Raw genomic sequence first — 19,306 nt, forward strand, 5'->3', positions numbered from 1 at the left:
CAATATAGTGATACTAAACAGCCGTCCGTTTGGGCGGTTTTTTTTGGTCTGAATACGTATGCATGTTTTTTAACATCCAGTTAACGCGTATCCTATCGGCATAATTTATGTTTATCACAATGATTACTATGCCAAATCTCCAACTTCGTTTTTGTTTAAAACCCTTGTCCATTGCTATGCTTTCAATTGGAATAACCGCGTGCTCAGGGCCTTCGTCTCCAGCGAATAATCAAACACTTGAGGGCGAAAGAGGCAAACCTTTGGTATCAAAACAACAAGGCGATATGAAAACGCACTCTGATATAGACGAAAGGCAAGGTAAGCCTGTGGTTTACCAAGTGTTTACTCGACTATTTGGTAATACTAATTCAAACAATCAGCCTTGGGGTACAGTTGAACAAAATGGCGTAGGTAAATTCAGTGATTTTACACCGGAAGCACTTAGGGCGATAAAGTCTTTAGGCACCAGTCATATTTGGTATACAGGCGTGCCACACCATGCGGTAATTAACGACTATAAGGATTTCGGTATATCGAATGACGACCCAGATGTAGTGAAAGGCCGCGCTGGTTCGCCCTATGCTGTAAAAGATTATTACAATGTTAATCCTGACTTAGCAGAGAACCCAGCTAAGCGATTAGAAGAGTTCGAAGCACTGATAAAAAGAACGCATGCTGCGGGAATGAAAGTTGTCATCGACATCGTTCCCAACCACGTTGCGCGAGACTATCATTCGCTTTCGGCACCGGAAGGGGTAAGCGATTTCGGCGCCACAGACGATACAACGGTTGAGTACGCCCGTGATAATAACTTTTACTATGTAGTGGGTGAAGCGTTTCAAGTGCCTACAGCTGATAATTATCAACCTTTAGGCGGCGAAGCACATCCGTTAGCAGACGGTAAGTTTGAGGAGTTTCCAGCGAAGTGGACAGGTAATGGCGCAAGAGCAGCGAAGCCAGATATTAACGACTGGTATGAAACGGTAAAAGTAAATTACGGCGTGAAGCCAGACGGCACCTACGATTTTCCCATACTACCAGACGAATACAGACAAAAATCTATCGAAGAACACGCTGCGTTTTGGCAGGGGAAGGACCTTCCAGACTCGTGGTACAAATTCAGAGACATTGCCCATTATTGGATTGAAAAAGGTGTCGATGGATTTCGTTTCGACATGGCTGAAATGGTGCCAGTAGAGTTCTGGTCTTTTCTGAACAGCAGCATCAAGAAAAAAGCGCCGAATTCATTCTTGTTGGCAGAGGTTTATCAGCCAGACAAATATCGCGATTATATTCATAAAGGTAAAATGGATTACCTATACGACAAGGTAGGTTTTTACGATACGTTAAAAGAAATCATGCAAGGAAAAGGCAAGGTGAGTGACCTGGTGGCCGTTCATAAAAAAGTCAGCGATATCGCACCACACATGCTGCACTTCTTAGAAAATCATGACGAGCAGCGTATCGCTAGCCCTGACTTTGCAGGTAGCGCCGAAAAAGGCAAGCCAGCACTTGCTGTGAGTGCGCTAATAAGCAGTTCACCAACGCTACTTTATTTTGGCCAAGATGTGGGTGAAGACGGCAGCGAAGAGACTGGGTTTGGCGATCCAACACGTACCTCAATCTTTGATTACGTGGGTGTTCCAGCTCACCAGCGATTTATGAATAACGGTAAATTTGATGGTGGACAATCTACGAAGGATGAAAAAGAACTGCATAGCTTTTACAAGCGCGTTATGTCTATTGCTGCTGGTAACCCGGCTATTGCTGGTAAGTACCAAAGCCTTCATGCGTTGAACCTCGGTGTCGAAGGCTCAGCCTATTCAGAGCAACAGTTTACGTTTGCTCGCGTTAAAGGCGAGCATGGGTTTGTGGTTATTTCAAACTTTAGTGAAAAGCCCACAGGGGAAATAAAGTTCACGGTTCCAGCAAGTGTGCTTGGTGAAGATAGTAAAAACGTTACCCTAGAGCCGCTTCTTTTTCATGACAGCATTAACCTAGAAAAAGATAATGTTAATTACAAAGTCTCGTTATCACTGAATGGCTTAGAAACCAAAGTATTTGCGTTTTAGTAAGTGCTTGGCCTTGTTAACACGTCGTATTACTAGTGGATTTATGTAAACAAGAGGCCATGGGAAATACCATGGGAAATGCCAAGGTAAATAACATGGCCTCTTGTGAATACGTATGCAGAGCATTGGTCAGTCACTCCATGCGATGTAGTATCGCGATTACACCTTGCACTTAACGTATTTTTAACATTGGTATCTTTATGCTTAAACGTAACCGCATAAGTAATGAAACTACATCGTTGCGCAATACTTCGCTCTCTGTGATTACCAGTTTCGTTACTATTTTGCCGGTATTTTGTGTTTATTCTTATCAGGAAAATAACCTAGACGTGTACCCGCCTAACTGGTGGGCAGGCATGCAACACGCCGAAGTAGAGCTAATGATATCAGGCGAGAATGTTGCCGATGACAAGGTTCTAGTGTCCGAGGGCAATGTGCAAATAAAACAGAGCAGGGCACTTGATAGTGAAAATTATCTTTTTGTAACGCTAGATATTGCCGACGCGAGCCCGCAAGAATTGGTGCTATCGTTAAAAGACGAGGACGGTAGTTCACGGGACATTCACTTTTCGTTGGGAAAACGTGCCCAAGGTTCATCAGCACGAAAAGGTTTCGGACCGGAAGACGCCATTTACCTGATAGCCCCAGACCGATTTGCCAATGGCAGCGTGGGTAATGACAACATTGAAGGGTATAAAGATAAGGTAGATAGGTCTTTTAAAGGTGGACGTCACGGTGGTGATATTCAGGGTATTTCTAACAACCTCGACTATATAAAAGAGATGGGGTTCACCCAAATATGGACCATGCCCATGCTTGAAAATGCAATGGAAAACTACAGTTACCATGGCTACTCTACCACCGACTACTACAATATAGATCCACGTTTTGGCTCCAATGATGCTTTTATAGAACTAAGTAAAAAAGCCAACGAAAACGGTATAGGCGTTATCATGGATATGGTGCTTAATCATATCGGTAGTGAACATGTATGGATGAAGGATACACCGTCTTCTGATTGGATAAACAATTACGGACAGTTTGTCGGTACTACCCACAAGCGGGAATCACTTCACGATCCTCACGCCGTAGCGAGTGATGTCAAAGGGTTTAGCGACGGTTGGTTTGTAGCAACCATGCCAGACCTGAATCAGCGCAATCCACATTTAGCAAATTACTTAATTCAAAATGCCATTTGGTGGGTAGAAACCGCCAATCTGAGCGGCATACGAGTAGACACTTATTCATACCCAGATAAAGGTTTTTTAAGTCAGTGGACTAACCGTATTATGAAGGAATACCCTAACTTCAATATTGTTGGGGAAGAGTGGTCGGTAAACCCTGCTATAACCGCCTATTGGCAAGCAGGCAGTCAGCGACACGATGATTATGATAGCGCATTGCCTTCTGTGATGGATTTCCCACTTCAAGCAGCCGTTGTTAAAGCCTTAAATAGCGAAGAAAGCTGGAGCTCAGGATTTATATCTATTTATGAAACACTAGCTACAGATTTTTTATATGGTGACCCGAACAACCTGGTTATCTTTGCTGACAACCACGACATGAGCAGGATCTTCACTCAATTAAACCACGACAAAGCTAAGTGGAATATGGCAATGACGTTGTTTCTGACAACCCGTGGTATACCTCAAGTATTCTACGGAACTGAGATTTTAATGGGTAATGAAGGCACAGAAGACCACGGTATTATTCGCTCAGACTTTCCTGGCGGGTGGCCATCGGATAGCGATAAAAATGCGTTTAGCGGTAAAGGCCTTTCTGATGATGAATTGTGGGCACAGAAGCGTATAAAAAACCTGTTAGCGCTGCGTCAGTCTCACCCTCAACTATTTAAAGGCAAGCTTAAACATTATGCCCCCGTTGACGGTGTTTACACATATTTTCGTGTAGTCGACGATACAGCTGATACTTCTGACCAGAAGCTTATGGTTATCCTTAACAAAAAATCGGTAGATTTACCTTTAGCAAAGTACGCAGAGGTATTGGGTTCGGATGTATCAATAACACGTGTCAGCGACGGCCAAATATTTAATGCCTCTGAAACCTTAAGCCTTCCTGTTATGTCGGCTAATGTTTTCATTGTGCAATAACCGTATTAATTAAGTTAAAACAATAAATAGAGCAAAATATGCAATCAACTCAACCACGCCTTTCTTTTTGGCAAATATGGAATGTCAGTTTTGGTTTTCTAGGTGTTCAATTTGGTTTTGCACTGCAAAACGCAAACGTAAGTCGGATTTTATCTGACTTAGGGGCAGACCTTCATTCGCTATCTTTATTTTGGCTTGTAGCGCCAATAATGGGGTTAATTGTGCAGCCGATTGTTGGTTCAGCATCTGACAGAACGTGGAATCGATTAGGTCGCCGTCGTCCGTTTATTCTCGCCGGTGCGATAGCAGCGGTACTGGGCATGATTTTACTGCCTAATGCCCCCATTTTTGTCGCGTTTTTGGCTCCCATGATTATGGGGGCATTAATGGTTGCGCTGATGGATGCATCGTTTAACGTTTGTTTTCAGCCATTTCGTTCATTGGTGTCAGACATGGTACCGCCGTCACAGCGCAATGTAGGTTACTCAATACAGTCGTTATTGATCAATATCGGTGCGGTTATCGGTTCTATTTTACCGTTTGTTCTTACTAATGTTATCGGCCTTGAAAATACGGCACAAATGGGTGAGGTTGCGCCTTCCGTTATTTGGGCATTCTACATCGGTGCAACGGTTCTACTTGGAACGGTTATTTGGACAGTAATTCGCACCAAAGAATACGCACCAGAGGAATACAACCGCTACAAGGGGCTAACTGAAGAGGCGCATTGTAATGACAAAATGCCTAAAGCACCACTTGGGCAACGCTTAAGTGAGTTTTTCACCTTAGTAAAAGATATGCCAAAGACGATGAAACAACTTGCTGTTGTGCAGTTTTTCTCGTGGTTTGCGCTCTTTATTATGTGGGTGTACACCACGCCTGCGATTACACAACATATATGGAATGTTGATAAACAGTGGTTTGACCCCGCTTATATTGCTGCTGCGCCTATGGTGCCAGAGACGATTGTTATGGCCAAAGGTGCTGCTGGTGACTGGGTAGGCATACTGTTCGCAGCATATTCTGTTTTTGCTGCAATTTTTTCTGTTTTCCTGGCAAAGCTAGCTGACAAGTTTGGTCGCAAAACGGTTTACGCTTCATCGTTAGCGTTGGGCGGATTAAGCTATGTCAGCTTCTTGCTGTTTCAAGATCTTACTATGGTGAACGTAAACCTGCTCATCACAGAAGTAACCGTACCTTTGGGCGCAGTGAAGCTGCTAATTCCAATGGTAGGCGTGGGGATTGCGTGGGCGGCTATTCTTGCGATGCCCTACGCCATGTTAGCCGGCGCATTACCCGCGAATAAAACCGGGGTTTATATGGGAATATTTAACTTCACTGTTGCTGCACCGCAAATTGTTTCAGGTCTAACTGCTGGGTGGATCTTAAGTAGTGTGTTCGATAACGATGCTAAGTACATTATCGTTGTTGCTGGTATTTCTATGCTGATTGGTGCGGTATCGGTTTTCTTTGTTAAAGAGGCGGATAAACAAGAACTTGAAACACAGAAGGGGGCATAACATGTCATTTAATCGAACAGCTATTGCTATATCGTTGGCTGGATTGTTTTGCTCGGCTTGCTCGAGTACGCATGTAACTTCATCTAACGATAAACAAGAAAACACCTGGGAGATTGTTGGCACTAGTACACCATTTGCAAGCGAAGCGGTTTACTTTGTCGTAACAGATCGCTTTGTCGACGGTGACCCCACTAATAATCACGAAGGCCAGGGAGGTGAGCATCCTACCTGGCAATTACCATTAGAGGGCCCTGATGGTAAAAAAGCCTATGTGGGTTACATGGGTGGGGATTTGCAAGGCATCCTAAATAACGCGGATTACATCAAAGAAATGGGCTTTACGGCGGTTTGGATGACCCCTGTACACGATAATCCAGACTATGCGTTTAATGGCGACGAACCCATTACTTATGGCGGTGCATTTAAAGACGGCGGTAAAACTGGCTATCATGGTTACTGGGCAACAAACTTCTATAAAGCAGACGAACATTTGGTTAGCACCAATTTAAGCGTGAGCGACTATACTGCGAAAATGCGTCAGCACGGACTCAAGTCTGTATTTGATATTGTGGCAAATCACGGCACACCAAGTTTCACAATGGAACAGGATTTACCGGGATACGGCGAAATATATGACAGAGATGGAAACTTGGTTGCTGACCATCAAAACCTAGCGCCTGAAGACCTAGATCCTGAAAACAATCCGCTTCACAGCTTTTTTCACAACTATCCAGACTTAGTCAAGCTTTCTAACTTAGATGATGAGAACCCCGAAGTACGGGATTACCTTATTAACAGCTATTTGTATTGGATTTCCCAAGGCGCTGATGCATTTAGGATAGATACAATCAGGCATGTGCCACATGCTTTTTGGCGCGAGGCGTCAGATCGCATTCGCGCGCAAAATCCTGACTTTTTCATGTTTGGCGAAGCGTTTGACTATGAGGCAAACAATATTGCACAGCATACGTTACCTAAAAACGGAGGCGTTAGCGTATTAGATTTTCCTATGCAGAAGGCCATGGTTAGTGTATTTGAAAAGCCAATAGAAAGTGATTTTGCTGATCTAGAAAAGGTGCTTTATCTTACGCATGGACCATATAATAACCCCTATGAACTGACCACGTTTTATGATAATCATGATATGGCGCGAATAAATGCCACTGACAATGGTTTCATTAACGCGCATAACTGGATGTTTACCGTTCGAGGTATTCCGGTTGTATATATGGGGTCTGAAATTGGTTTCATGCGCGGCACGGCAGAACATGCCGGTAATCGAAACTACGTGGGCCAGAAACGGTTGGACCAAGCGAAAACACATCCTATACAACAGGCGCTTACAAAAATTGCCAATGTGCGCAAAAATACAGTAGCGTTACAGCGGGGCGTACAAGTTAATGTAGAACTAAAAGGCCATCGAGCGTCGTTTTACCGTGTTGTTGACACAAAAGACGCTAAACAGACTGCGCTCATATTGCTTAATAAAGGTAATTCGCCACAAACCTTTGAGATTGATGATTTTATGCAGATGGGCGAATGGGTAGAGCAATTGTCTGGCCAGACGCAAACGGTAGAACAAGGCGATGCTTTAAACGCAACAGTTGCACCAAATAGCGTTCATGTATGGGTGCGCGAAGGTAAGGTAGCTAATAGTGCGTTACTGAATCAAATCAAACAGCAATTAGCACGTCAATAAAACGGCTTTAAAACAATGATACAAAAAGCCCCGGATGTCACTTCAGACGTCCGGGCTTTTTTTGATGTACGAGCTACACAATTAGATGTGAGAGAGTGGCGGACGCCTACTCACTGCCACATGACTGCCTAACAATGACATCTGCTGGCATCAAGTAATCCTGAACGTCTTCATTATTAATGGCCTTTAATAAGGTATTCACCAATAACTCGCCCGCCAGTTTGGTATTTTGTTGAACAGTAGTAAGCGAGGGTGTGGTGTAGGCCGATACAGCAATGTTATCGTAGCCTACCACTGCAACATCGTATGGCACATTCACATTAGCCTGACGCAGGGCTCTTAGCACCCCCATTGCAATAAGGTCTGATGCACAGACAATTGCTTGGGGTAGCTCACCGCTTTGCAGTAGCGATTTCACTGCTTCAGAGCCAGCATCTTCGGTAGATATTGCGTTTCGCTGAACGCAAGACTCAGCGAAACCGTGAGAGCGCAATGTTTCATAATATCCGTTAAAGCGCGCTTTGAATTCAGGGGCGTGATCGCCATTGTCGCCAATAAAGGCAAACGATGTTTTACCCAAACCAATTAAATGTGACGTGATACTTTGGCCACCTTGATAGTTGTCACAGCCGATACTCACACCGGGGTGAGCTTCATCTGGCGCTCCCCAACGCACAAAGTGGGTACCCTGAGACTCCAATTGGGCCACTTTAGTTTGGTAATCAGTATAGTCTCCATAACCCAGTAGGATAATACCGTCAGCCTTATTCGAGTCCTCGTATTCAGCGTGCCAGTCATCTTCTAGATTTTGAAACGATACAAGAAGATCGTAGTTAGCCTGTGCGCACGCACGGGTTATACTTCCAAGCATGGCGAGGAAAAACGGATTGATCATCGAATCGTCAGAGGTTGGATCTTCAAATAAAAGTAGGGCGATTGTGCTGCTCTTTTGCTTTCTCAAGTTACTCGCGTTTTTATCCACTTTGTAATTGAGTTCTTTGGCGATACGCTGAACGCGATCACGAGTTTCTTGATTCACCAGTGGACTATTATTTAATGCCCGTGAAACGGTTGACTGCGAAACCCCTGCCAAATGGGCAATGTCAAAAGAGGTTGCTTTTTCTTTCATAAACACCATGTTTTGCTGCTACGACCTCGTTGTCGCAGAATTAGAGTAGCATATTTTTGATTTGCCGCGTGCTTTTTGAAGCATAGGCGATTAAAAGCCAACTAAAGTTAACAAATCGTTATATTCTGCTCATAGTTTTTTGTACTCGCAGACGAGTGCCTTGTCTGTGTTAACCATGGATCGCTCTTAATTCAACCACTTGTCAGGCTTCTTTTAATAAAACATGGTTGAAGTAATTGCGAGAGTGTTATACTCAGCGAGATTTTGAAATATTACGTGTATAAGGGGAACAAGCGAATGGCCGAGACTGAACACCGTCCGACCAATTTTATCCGTCAGATTATTGATAAAGACCTGGCTAATGGTCTACATGACGCTATCAAAACTCGGTTCCCACCAGAGCCGAATGGCTTTTTACACATAGGTCATGCCAAGTCTATTTGCTTGAATTTCGGTATTGCACAAGATTACATGGGCACGTGTAATCTGCGCTTTGACGATACTAACCCTGCAAAAGAAGACATTACCTTTGTTAATTCCATTAAAGAAGACGTGCAATGGCTTGGCTTTACGTGGGACAAAGAGGCACGCTACTCATCGAATTACTTTGATCAGCTTCACGCATACGCTGTTGAACTTATTGAAAAAGGCTTAGCCTATGTAGATTTTTCTGCGCAAGAGGTTATGCGCGAAATGCGTGGTACGCTTAAAGAACCGGGTAAAAACAGCCCTTATCGCGATACAGACGTAGAAACAAACCTTAATGAGTTTGCTAAAATGACGGCTGGCGAATACAAAGAAGGTGAGTGCAGTCTGCGTGCAAAGATTGATATGGCATCACCGTTCATGTGTATGCGTGACCCGGTAATTTATCGCGTTAAGCACGCTCACCACCATCAAACTGGTGATAAGTGGTGCGTGTATCCAATGTACGATTTTACGCATTGTATTTCTGATGCCATCGAGGGAATTACCCATTCGCTTTGTACACTAGAGTTTCAAGATAACCGTCGTCTTTATGATTGGGTTATCGAAAACATCTCTATCGACTGCACGCCACGTCAGTACGAGTTCTCTCGCCTAAATCTAGAATATACGGTACTAAGTAAACGCCGCCTTATTCAACTGGTTGAAGAGAACCACGTGAGTGGTTGGGATGACCCACGCATGCCTACGATTGCCGGTTTACGCCGCCGCGGTTATACACCTGGCTCTATCGTCGAGTTTTGTAAGCGTATTGGTGTGACCAAGATGGACAACATGGTTGAAATGTCCATGCTTGAAGCTTGTATTCGCGACGATTTAAACGCAAATGCACCACGTGCTATGGCCGTACTTGACCCAATTAAACTGGTCATCGAAAATTACGAAGAAGGTCAGACTGAAACACTGGTCGCGCCTAATCATCCTAACGATGAAACTATGGGTACGCGTAACATCGGCTTTAGTCGCGAAGTATATATAGAGGCTGAAGATTTTCGCGAGTCGGCGAATAAAAAGTTCAAGCGTTTGGTGCTTGATAAAGAAGTTCGTCTTCGCAATGCCTATGTTGTGAAGGCTAATCGCGTTGAGAAAGATGAAAGCGGTAATGTCACTACCGTTTACTGTACGTATGACCCTGATACGCTTGGTAAAGATCCGGCTGATGGCCGCAAAGTCAAAGGCGTTATTCACTGGGTCGATGCAGCAACCGCGCAGGCAGCGGAATTTAGACTGTATGACCGTTTGTTTAATGTGCCTAATCCGGCGGCAGAAGAAAACTTCACTGATGCGATTAATCCTGACTCATTAGAAGTTAAACAAGGCTGGGTTGAAGCGGGTTTGGCGAACAATGTTCCTGAAGTAGGGGCATGGCAGTTTGAACGCACCGGTTACTTCTGTGTAGACAAAGACAGCACAGAAGACAAGCCAGTGTTCAACCGTACCGTAGGCCTAAGAGACACATGGGCAAAAATGGGCGAGTAAACACTGTCCTTTAATATGTTTTATTTATAAATTAAAAAACCGCTTAAGTGCACTTAAGCGGTTTTTTGTTTCATGCTCAAAGTAGATAACATTAACTACTTTGGCTGGCAATCAAGCGATTGACCGTTTACTGCTTTGCTGTCCTCACCCATTAAATATAGATACATAGGCATAATATCTTCTGGGGTTTTCAATGTGTCAGGGTTCTCCGCAGGAAAAGCCTGTGCTCGCATGTGGGTGCGTGTGCCACCCGGATTGATACAGTTAAAGCGCAATGTTTTGTTCTGATATTCATCAGCAAGCGTTTGCATAACACCTTCTGTTGCGAACTTAGAAACCGCATATGTTCCCCAGAACGCACGACCTTTTCTGCCTACACTCGATGTAGTGAATATAATTGACGCATTGTTGGCTTTTTCTAACGCAGGAATAAGCGCTTGTGTCATAAAGACCATGCCATTAAGGTTAATCTGCATCACGTCTTGCCACTCTTGCGCATCAATATCTTTAAATGCGCTTAGATGGCCTAAAATGCTGGCATTGTGCAGTACACCATCTAATCGACCAAACTGGTCAATTATGGTTTGCGTCATTTGCTGATAATGAGAGGGCGTTGCGCCTTTAATATCTAAAGGAACAATGGCGGGTTCCTGACCACCTGCGGCGACGATATCGTCATACACCGCTTCAAGTTTAGACACAGTGCGGCCCAACAAAATACAGATAGCGCCATGTGCAGCATACGTTTTTGCAGCTTGTGCACCAATCCCATCGCCAGCACCGGTGATAAGAATAACTTTATCGCGTAATAAATTCGCTGGTGCGTTGTAATCGTTCATTATCTTCCTTTAAAAGGTTAGTTTTTATCGCAGTGATTAGGGCCTGTAGACCCAATTAAACTTAAGACCCCTGATCATACTCAGCCTGACTCACAAGTAAAACAATGAATGAAAAATTCTTCAAACGTAAAAAAAGTTAACAAAAGTAGTTAACAAAACTTTGCAAAGTTGCAACAAAGTCAATAAGATTGAGGAAGATACAACTGGTCTAACATGTTTAAAACTATCAACTACGCCTGTAAAGTCAGCGTAGACCAAGCTACTTTTAATAGAGTTAAGTTTTAGACACAGAATAACAACAATGCTTGTAGGGAGTAGAGATGAGAAAACTCGTATTAAGTTCCAGTGTGGCCCTTGCGCTGGGTCTAGCAGGCTGTGGTGGCTCCGATGAAACCCTTTCCGACATTCAGGCCGAAACAGAAGTCCAAACACCATTTTCACGAATTGTTTTTGACCCAGCTGCTGGGGATCTGAACATTCCTAATGACCTTCTAATGCTTCCGGGCGATGATGGTTTCTTTGATTACACACTCAATATTCCGGTCGATGATCCTACAGATTTTGCTGACCCTCAAAACGCACTTAATGTGTTAGACGGTTGGTCTACTCAACATCCGTTTGTTATTAACATCGAAACTCCTGTCGGCGTATCGCTGGACGAAAGTTCATTAGCCTCTGGTGTTTTGTTGTTTGAGGCGACGTTAGGCCTTGACCAGAGCGATCCTGACTGTGCGCAGGTTACGACACCATCTGCAGGCTGTAAGCTTGGTGAACAACTCACCTTTGGTGTTGATTACGTACTCAGCCTTGCTGATAGCAACACAATCACGTTTGTTCCTCTTAAGCCGCTAAAAGCAGCTCAAGGCTATATGTTAGTAATGACCACTGATTTGAAAGACTCATCTGGCAAGTCGGTTCAAGGATCAACTACTTGGGACTCGGTAAGGCAAGACATCAGCACCAATCCACTATCGAGCGATGCACAGCTTCAGCTTCAAGGCTTAGTAAATTCATTAGTAAACCCTGTGCTAGGTGCTGGTTTCGACCGTGAAGACATTACCTATGTTTCTGCTTTTACCACCCAGTCTATCGCTAACTCGCTTGATACCATTAAAAAGGTGATGATTAGCACCTTTGCACAATTAGCAGCTGCTGGCGACCCATCTGCGCCGACAGCGCTACCAGCAATCACCGTTAGTGATGTGTCTGCTGCGCCAAACGCAATGGAAGCCTTAGGCCTTGTGAATTCGACTGTGGTTGCGGGAGCGGTTGAGTTAGGCAAACAAGGTCTACCAGAGAACGTTCAAGCGGCAATTGATGCGACTGACTTTAGTTTACTTGAAACTTGTGCAGGTCTAGCCGGCACGGCGTCGGGTCAGCTAGCTGCTCAGTGGGGGGCGTTAAATGAGTTTGCTGTTGGCGTGTCTACAGGCATTTTAGCGCAAGCTGGTCCATTCTGTGCTGCACAACGTTATGAAGGTAATATTGCATTGCCATACTTCCTGGGCGTACCGAGTGCTGAAAATCCATTAGCGCCAGTAAATGACTTCTGGAAAGCGGCCTGTGATAGCGGCATCGTATTAGCTAGTGCGTCGCAAGAAGTGCTTGCAGATGCAGAACCAGGTCCAAATGCTCAATTATGTAGTTCGCTAGGTCTTGCTGATGTTCGCATTAACGGCGAAATGTTAGATAGCGCTAGAAACATCACTAAGTTCAATCCATACCCTCAGCCGACTGGCGGAAACATGGGTACGGAAAGCTTAGACGTTCAGGTAACGATCCCCGACCCGGCTATCGCAGGGGCGTTGGGCTTCCCAATTAGTATGCCAGAAGCAGGGTGGCCTGTCGTTATTTTAGCGCACGGTATTACCAGTCAAAAAGAAGATATGCTTGCCATCACAGGTACGCTTTCGCTTGCTGGTATTGCGTCTGTGGCAATCGATCAACCAATACATGGTAGCCGCGGTTTTGACCTAAACGGCGATGGTACAGACGAGTTAAATGCAACGACCGTTAGTGCTACGCACTATATGAACCTTGCTAGCCTGCCAACTGCTCGTGATAACTTACGTCAAAGTGTGTCGGATTTGCTTGGCTTGCGTTTAGGGCTTAATGCTGTGGTCGATACAACTGCGGCGCAAAATGTTAAGTTCGATATGTCTCGTGTGTCTATCATGGGCGTTTCCTTAGGTGCGATTACAGGTGGTAATTTTGCATCGCTTGCAAACACATCAATGGGCGGCGACCTTGCTGCGCTAGATGGCATGTTTGCGGTCAGACAAGCATCGCTTGAATCTCCTGGGGGCGGCGTAGCACAATTCTTACTAGAGTCTGCGGCATTCGGTCCGCTAATTAAGGGTCTATTGCTTTCACAAGCTTCAGAAGACTTTGTTGCTCTACTAAATCAGCTGTATGAGACAACAGATGTTAGCGAAGAGCAGTTAGCTGCAGCGGTAGCTATTTTCGAAGACAATCTAACGGCTGAGCAAGCTGCCGAAGTTAACGCAGTATTTGCAGAGTTTGCTTTTGCTGCGCAAACAGTGATGGATGCGGGTGATCCGACTAACTACGCGCAAACACTGGGTAGCAACACGCCTGTTCATATGATGACGGTAGTGGGTGACGGTAGTGATGAAAACCTGCCTGACCAAGTTATTCCAATTTCAACGGCGCTGCCTCTGTCAGGCCAGCTACCATTGGCAGCTACCATTGGCTTAGAACAAGTCACCACAACTCAAGGACCTGTTGCTGATCCAATTAGCGGTATCGTGCAGTTCAATAGTGGCGCGCATGCTTCTAGCCTTAGCCCAGCAGCAAGCGCAGCAGTAACAACTGAAATGCAAAAAGAAGTGGCAGGCTATATTGCGTCCGATGCGCTTATGCTGCCAATTTCTGATGAAAGTGTTGTAGCGAACTAGTTCGCAAAACAGATGCAGTGTTACAACTGCTTACATTTTACTTGACCTAAGCCGGCGTAAAAGCCGGCTTTTTTGTCTTTAAAAGTAGAATGTTATTTGTATGTTTTTTAATGTTAATGTAGTGTGAATTTGGTCCGATGAGTTTTTGAACGAAGACAATTAACTCCTCAAAAAGAGAGTGAAGTGGAAGCCATCGACCTTACTCATTCATCATTAGGGAACATTTGCGATGATTAAAAAAAACACATTTACTGCAAAACGGACGCTAATCGCACTCTCGCTTGCTGGTCTATTAACTGCTTGTGGCGATAATGACAACGACTTTTCAAACATTCAGCAGCCAGATGCAACCACGCCTACCACACCAGAACCCGCACCTATACCTATTCCTGCTTTTTCACCGGAAGGCTCATTGTCAGCAGATGTAACATGGACGACCTATGGTGTACCGCATGTAAAGGCTGATAACCTCGAAAGCATGGCTTATGGTGTAGGCTACGCTTTTGCTAGAGATAATCTGTGCGTATTGGCAGATCAAATTATTAAATACAACTCTGAGCGCGCAAAATATTTTGGCCCCGATCAAGTGCCTGGTAGCGGCGACTCAGAGCATCTCATTAACGATTTCGGGTTTCTTACGTTAGGTATTAGAGAGCTAGCAGAAGAAAACTTACCGCGCCTGTCTGCGAATTCTCGCGCTATGTTTCAAGGCTACACGATAGGTTATAATAAATATCTAAGTGAAACGCCTATAGAAGAACAAGATCAAAGCTGTGCGGGCCAGCCATGGGTCAATGAAATTGATAGTGTGGATCTATTAACGTATTCGTTAGGCGTAGCGTTACTTCCTGGCGCAGCAAATTTCCTAGGACCTATGTTTATTGCTGCACCAGAAGGCGATAGCTATTTACCAACCCCTGCTGCATCCTCAAGTGACGTAGCATCTTCATTTAAGATTCACCCTACGGTTGGTCTGCCTGAAAGAAATCCTCAAGAAATGGGATCTAATGGGTGGGGATTAGGCAGTGATAAAACAACCAATGGCAAAGGTATGGTTTTGGGCAACCCGCATTTTCCCCACACAGGCAACCTACGTTTTTGGAACTTCCATGCTCAAATACCCGGGCACTTGAATGTAACAGGTGGCTCGTTGATGGGGTTACCCGGCGCAGTAAATATCGGGTTTAATGAAAATGTTGCGTGGACTCATACATTCTCAACTGCTGAGCACTTTGTAGTGTACCAACTAACCCTCGACGAAAATGATGAAACTGGTCTTACTCATGTGGTTGACGGCAACAGACGTACCATCTATGAAAAGCCACTTCAAATTGACGTTGCAGTAGGTGGCGGTCAAACCATTAAGCTTAATAAGACGGCGTATTACACCAACTACGGGCCTATGATTGAAGTGCCTGGAAACTTTGATTGGAATGGTAGCAATGCATTTGCCATAAAAGACGCGAATCTGCCCAACTTCGATATCGTAGACCATTGGCTTGCCATGAATATGGCGACATCGATGGAAGAGTTTAAGCAGGCGTTTAAAGATTATGATGGTGTGATTTTCAATAATACGATGGCGGCTTCTGCTGACGGCCAAGTTTTCTATATTGACGATTCAACCGTGCCAAACCTAACCGAAACTGCAATTGAGCAACTAACGACTAACCCGTTACTTATTCAAACTAAAGCAGCGGCTGGCTTTACCGTATTACCGGGTAATATTTCACAATTTGATTTTGAAGGTCCTGTTCCCTATGAAGAGGCACCCAAATACGAGGGTACAGATTCTGTTCAAAACTCAAATGACAGCTACTGGTTAACAAATTTAAACTCACCAATAGTTGTAAGTAATCCACTATTTGGAAATGTGGATAATCAACAATCGTTGCGTTCACGTATGGGGCAGCAGTTTATTGAAAATGAAGCTGGAAGTGATGGCACTTTTACACCTGCTGAAGTTGAAGGCCTATTATTTAATAACAGAAGTTATTTAGCAGAAAATATCTTACCCTCATTGCTATCCTTGTGTGCAGCGCAGGGCAATACACCAGTGGAATTAGATGGTGCTAGTGTAGATGTTTCAGCGGCCTGTGCTGCCTTAGAGGATTGGGATGGCACCATGAATCTTGCAAGCACAGGTGCACATGTATTTAGAGAATTTGCATTCCAATTCAATCAAGCACCACAGTGGGAAACCCCGTTTTCTCTTGATGCACCTGTGTCTACGCCATCAGGTTTGGTTCAAAATGAGGCAACGCTAGAGCAACTAGCGCAAGCAACACGGGTGATTGAACAAGCCGGCATTGCATTTGATGCACCGTTAGGCGAAGTTCAATTTGTTGAGCGTAGCTTACCAGATGGCTCCGCTTCAGGGGTAAAATTGCCTTGGGCTGGCGCTCATAATATCGAAGGTGGCTTTAACGTATTTGATGTGAGTAGCAATCGAAATGGGACTCAGTTGCCAAGACATAGTTACGCTACAGTCAATAATAATACGGCGATGAGTGCTGAAGCACAGGGGTATCACATTAACTACGGCACGAGTTGGGCGATGGTTATTAGCTTCACTGATGAAGGGCCAAAGGGGCGGGGTATATTGACCTACTCCCAATCCAGAAAATATGGAAGCGAGCATTTCTTAGACCAAACAAGGTTGTATTCTACTCAACCATCACTAAGGGATATCTATTTCACAGATGATGAAATTGAAGCAAACAAGATAGAGCAGGTTACCCTATCGTCAGAATAAGACGAGACTGGTATTATAACGTAATTACATCAGCGGCTTTACTCATATTACGTACGGCCGCTCTTTACGTTGTGGGTAAACAACGATGCTTACCCGTTTATTTTACTAGGAGTAAAGTTTGGAGTTTTTGTACGAGTACGGTTTGTTTGTTGCCAAAGCAGTAACGTTAGTTATCGCTTTCGTTGTTGTTGTATCAACCATTGTTGGTGTAGCTAGCAAGCAGAAACAGGGGAAAGGGCAACTTGAAATCGTGTCTATTTCTGAACAATTAAAGGATATTACAAACTACGCTAAAGAAGTCCTTTTAGATAAAAATGCGTTAAAAAAACTGGCAAAAGAACAGAAAAAAGAAGCCAAGGCCAAAAGTAAGGCAAAAGACAAGTCGCAAGGCGAACAATCTGAAAAGTCTCGCCTTTACGTCATCGACTTTAAAGGGTCTATGGACGCCAATGAAGTCGAGCATCTACGTGAAGAAATTACCGCTATTTTATGTGTAGCGAATAAAGAAGATGAAGTCTTGGTTCGACTTGAAAGCGGCGGTGGAGTAGTCCATGGGTATGGACTTGCGGCGTCACAGCTTCAACGTATAAAAGAAAAGGGCCTTAAACTAACAATTTCGGTAGATAAAGTAGCAGCAAGCGGCGGTTACATGATGGCGTGTGTTGCAGATAAGTTATTAGCTTCACAGTTTGCCTATATCGGTAGTATTGGTGTTTTAGCACAGTTACCAAACTTCAATAAGTTACTAAAGAAAAACGACATTGAATTTGAACAGCATACAGCGGGTGAGTTTAAACGCACGCTCACGGTTTTTGGTGAAAATAACGACGAAGGCCGTGCGAAATTTAAAGAAGAAATTGAAGAAATTCACGTGTTGTTTAAAGACTTTGTTCAAAGCCAGCGTCCGGATATGGACATCGACAAAGTTGCTACTGGCGAGTATTGGCCAGGTGTTAAAGCTAAGGCGCTTGGATTGATTGACGATATCACTACATCTGATGACTATATTCTTTCTCATTACCCAGCACGAGAAATATTCAGTGTTAAATATGCTGTGAAGAAAAATGTAGCAGAGAAATTGGGCATGTCAGCTGCGAACGTAGTTGAACGCGTATTTATGAAATCGATGAGCAAAGCGCGCCACTGGTTTTAGAATAGAAAGTACGTCTGTGTTTAAAAAGTCAGGGCCTATAATAAGGTGATAAACACAGGCGTGCGTTAACTATATAACCTAATAAAAGATAATAAAAAGAATATGGCACAGCATACTAAAACCGATATATTAGATGCGGCAGAGTACTTGTTTTCGCAAAGCGGATTTACCCAAACATCCATGCGTGAGATCACTGCTAGAGCAGAAGTCAATCTGGCGTCAGTAAACTATCATTTCGGCAGCAAGAAAAACTTAATTCAAGCTGTGTTTAAGCGGTATTTTGATCACTTAATGCCGCAAATTGAATCTTGCCTAGTGTCTTTATCACCTGTAGAGGGGGCTAAGGGCGTAGAGCAACTTCTATATTCGCTTATCCCACCTATGCTCAATTTAAACGCTATATCAGAGCAAGGCACTGCAACATTTGTGAAACTTTTAGGGCGCGGTTACAACGAGACGCAGGGGCATTTGCGTAAGTTTTTAATGAACGATTACGGTGATTGTATTCGTGCACTTGTCGACGCCATTAGATGTTGTCTACCTGAATTACCTGAAGAAGAACTATTCTGGCGCTTGCATTTTGCGATGGGGAGTTTTGTATTTTCCATGGCGTCGAGTCAGGCGTTAACAGAAATTGCTGAATCTGATTTTCATAAACATGTGGATATACAAGAAGTCATGCAACATCTCGTACCCTTTGTTGCGCAAGGACTTGCTGGAAAATAAGTGGTGTAGAAAAACGGCATATAACGCTAGCCCCCTGGGGGACTAAGCGTAAAGTCCAAGAAGTTTGAAACGTTTTAGCGAGGTAGGGTAGCGCCCGGCGCTTCAGCTTTAAGTTTTTCTGCCCAGAAGTCTTTAACTGAGAACCCAGGTTTAGAAGCTTTCGAAGTCTTTTTCTTCACTGGTTTTGCCTTGGCTTTGGCTTCTTTCTTTTCAGCACTGACGGACGACCCGTTTGTTAACGACTCAGTCATCTCCTGAAGCTGCGCTAAACGCATATTCTTACCGCCGTCTACACTGTACCACCCGCTTTTGCTTTCTATTGAGGGCGCGTTACCATTTGCTTTTTTGTAAGCCTCAGTGAAAGCAGCTATCACTGCATCTTTGTCTAAGTTTGCCATGCTTTTTTGCTCTTTATTTTG

Annotated in this window: 12 protein-coding genes; 9 read left to right on the plus strand and 3 right to left on the minus strand. The window is 44.1% G+C overall.

Annotation, left to right across the window (positions count from 1 at the left end; genetic code table 11):
• Positions 1–107 precede the first annotated feature (107 nt).
• From E5672_RS06700 to E5672_RS06715, 4 genes are all read left to right on the plus strand, one after another.
• Positions 108–2,072: an alpha-amylase family protein gene (locus E5672_RS06700; protein WP_420809568.1), complete on the plus strand. Its 1,965-nt coding sequence runs from the start codon at positions 108–110 to the stop codon at positions 2,070–2,072.
• A 200-nt stretch (positions 2,073–2,272) separates the two neighbouring features.
• Entirely contained in the window at positions 2,273–4,183 is a 1,911-nt protein-coding gene (locus tag E5672_RS06705; RefSeq protein WP_136781489.1) for a glycoside hydrolase family 13 protein, read from the plus strand.
• Between the two features lie 38 nt (positions 4,184–4,221).
• A complete protein-coding gene (locus E5672_RS06710) occupies positions 4,222–5,703 on the plus strand; it encodes an MFS transporter (RefSeq protein ID WP_136781490.1) in 1,482 nt (493 codons plus the stop codon).
• 1 nt (position 5,704) lies between these two features.
• Positions 5,705–7,402, plus strand: a complete 1,698-nt coding sequence (locus E5672_RS06715; RefSeq protein ID WP_136781491.1) for an alpha-amylase family glycosyl hydrolase — start codon at positions 5,705–5,707, stop codon at positions 7,400–7,402.
• Between the two features lie 106 nt (positions 7,403–7,508).
• Here E5672_RS06715 and E5672_RS06720 read toward each other — a convergent pair whose 3' ends face one another.
• A complete protein-coding gene (locus E5672_RS06720; RefSeq protein ID WP_136781492.1) occupies positions 7,509–8,531 on the minus strand; it encodes a LacI family DNA-binding transcriptional regulator in 1,023 nt (340 codons plus the stop codon).
• 297 nt (positions 8,532–8,828) lie between these two features.
• Here E5672_RS06720 and glnS point away from each other — a divergent pair, with 297 nt between their 5' ends.
• Complete coding sequence (gene glnS / locus E5672_RS06725) at positions 8,829–10,496, plus strand: glutamine--tRNA ligase (RefSeq protein ID WP_136781493.1); 1,668 nt, start codon at positions 8,829–8,831, stop codon at positions 10,494–10,496.
• A gap of 95 nt (positions 10,497–10,591) precedes the next feature.
• Here glnS and E5672_RS06730 read toward each other — a convergent pair whose 3' ends face one another.
• Positions 10,592–11,335: a YciK family oxidoreductase gene (locus tag E5672_RS06730; RefSeq protein WP_136781494.1), complete on the minus strand. Its 744-nt coding sequence runs from the start codon at positions 11,333–11,335 to the stop codon at positions 10,592–10,594.
• Between the two features lie 320 nt (positions 11,336–11,655).
• Between E5672_RS06730 and E5672_RS06735 the strand changes: the two genes are divergently transcribed.
• The 4 genes from E5672_RS06735 to E5672_RS06750 all read left to right on the plus strand — a co-directional run bounded on the left by E5672_RS06735 (position 11,656) and on the right by E5672_RS06750 (position 18,887).
• Positions 11,656–14,253, plus strand: a complete 2,598-nt coding sequence (locus tag E5672_RS06735) for a VolA/Pla-1 family phospholipase (RefSeq protein ID WP_136781495.1) — start codon at positions 11,656–11,658, stop codon at positions 14,251–14,253.
• Between the two features lie 229 nt (positions 14,254–14,482).
• Positions 14,483–17,008 carry an acylase gene (locus tag E5672_RS06740; protein ID WP_205676478.1) on the plus strand — a complete coding sequence of 842 codons (2,526 nt, stop codon included), beginning with the start codon at positions 14,483–14,485 and terminating at the stop codon, positions 17,006–17,008.
• 118 nt (positions 17,009–17,126) lie between these two features.
• Positions 17,127–18,161, plus strand: a complete 1,035-nt coding sequence (gene sohB, locus E5672_RS06745) for a protease SohB (RefSeq protein WP_136781496.1) — start codon at positions 17,127–17,129, stop codon at positions 18,159–18,161.
• 102 nt (positions 18,162–18,263) lie between these two features.
• Positions 18,264–18,887: a TetR/AcrR family transcriptional regulator gene (locus E5672_RS06750; protein ID WP_136781497.1), complete on the plus strand. Its 624-nt coding sequence runs from the start codon at positions 18,264–18,266 to the stop codon at positions 18,885–18,887.
• A gap of 74 nt (positions 18,888–18,961) precedes the next feature.
• Here the strand turns inward: E5672_RS06750 and E5672_RS06755 are convergent, their stop codons facing one another.
• Positions 18,962–19,285: a hypothetical protein gene (locus E5672_RS06755; protein ID WP_136781498.1), complete on the minus strand. Its 324-nt coding sequence runs from the start codon at positions 19,283–19,285 to the stop codon at positions 18,962–18,964.
• Positions 19,286–19,306 lie beyond the last annotated feature (21 nt).

Source organism: Alteromonas portus, assembly GCF_005117025.1.
GTDB classification, from domain to species: Bacteria; Pseudomonadota; Gammaproteobacteria; order Enterobacterales; family Alteromonadaceae; genus Alteromonas; species Alteromonas portus.

Bases quoted from the DNA above. Each gene is read 5' to 3' on its own strand.
- E5672_RS06700 (WP_420809568.1), top strand. From the start codon at position 108: ATGTTTATCACAATGATTACTATGCCAAATCTCCAACTTCGTTTTTGT.
- E5672_RS06705 (WP_136781489.1), top strand. From the start codon at position 2,273: ATGCTTAAACGTAACCGCATAAGTAATGAAACTACATCGTTGCGCAAT.
- E5672_RS06710 (WP_136781490.1), top strand. From the start codon at position 4,222: ATGCAATCAACTCAACCACGCCTTTCTTTTTGGCAAATATGGAATGTC.
- E5672_RS06715 (WP_136781491.1), top strand. From the start codon at position 5,705: ATGTCATTTAATCGAACAGCTATTGCTATATCGTTGGCTGGATTGTTT.
- E5672_RS06720 (WP_136781492.1), bottom strand. From the start codon at position 8,531: ATGAAAGAAAAAGCAACCTCTTTTGACATTGCCCATTTGGCAGGGGTT.
- glnS (WP_136781493.1), top strand. From the start codon at position 8,829: ATGGCCGAGACTGAACACCGTCCGACCAATTTTATCCGTCAGATTATT.
- E5672_RS06730 (WP_136781494.1), bottom strand. From the start codon at position 11,335: ATGAACGATTACAACGCACCAGCGAATTTATTACGCGATAAAGTTATT.
- E5672_RS06735 (WP_136781495.1), top strand. From the start codon at position 11,656: ATGAGAAAACTCGTATTAAGTTCCAGTGTGGCCCTTGCGCTGGGTCTA.
- E5672_RS06740 (WP_205676478.1), top strand. From the start codon at position 14,483: ATGATTAAAAAAAACACATTTACTGCAAAACGGACGCTAATCGCACTC.
- E5672_RS06750 (WP_136781497.1), top strand. From the start codon at position 18,264: ATGGCACAGCATACTAAAACCGATATATTAGATGCGGCAGAGTACTTG.
- E5672_RS06755 (WP_136781498.1), bottom strand. From the start codon at position 19,285: ATGGCAAACTTAGACAAAGATGCAGTGATAGCTGCTTTCACTGAGGCT.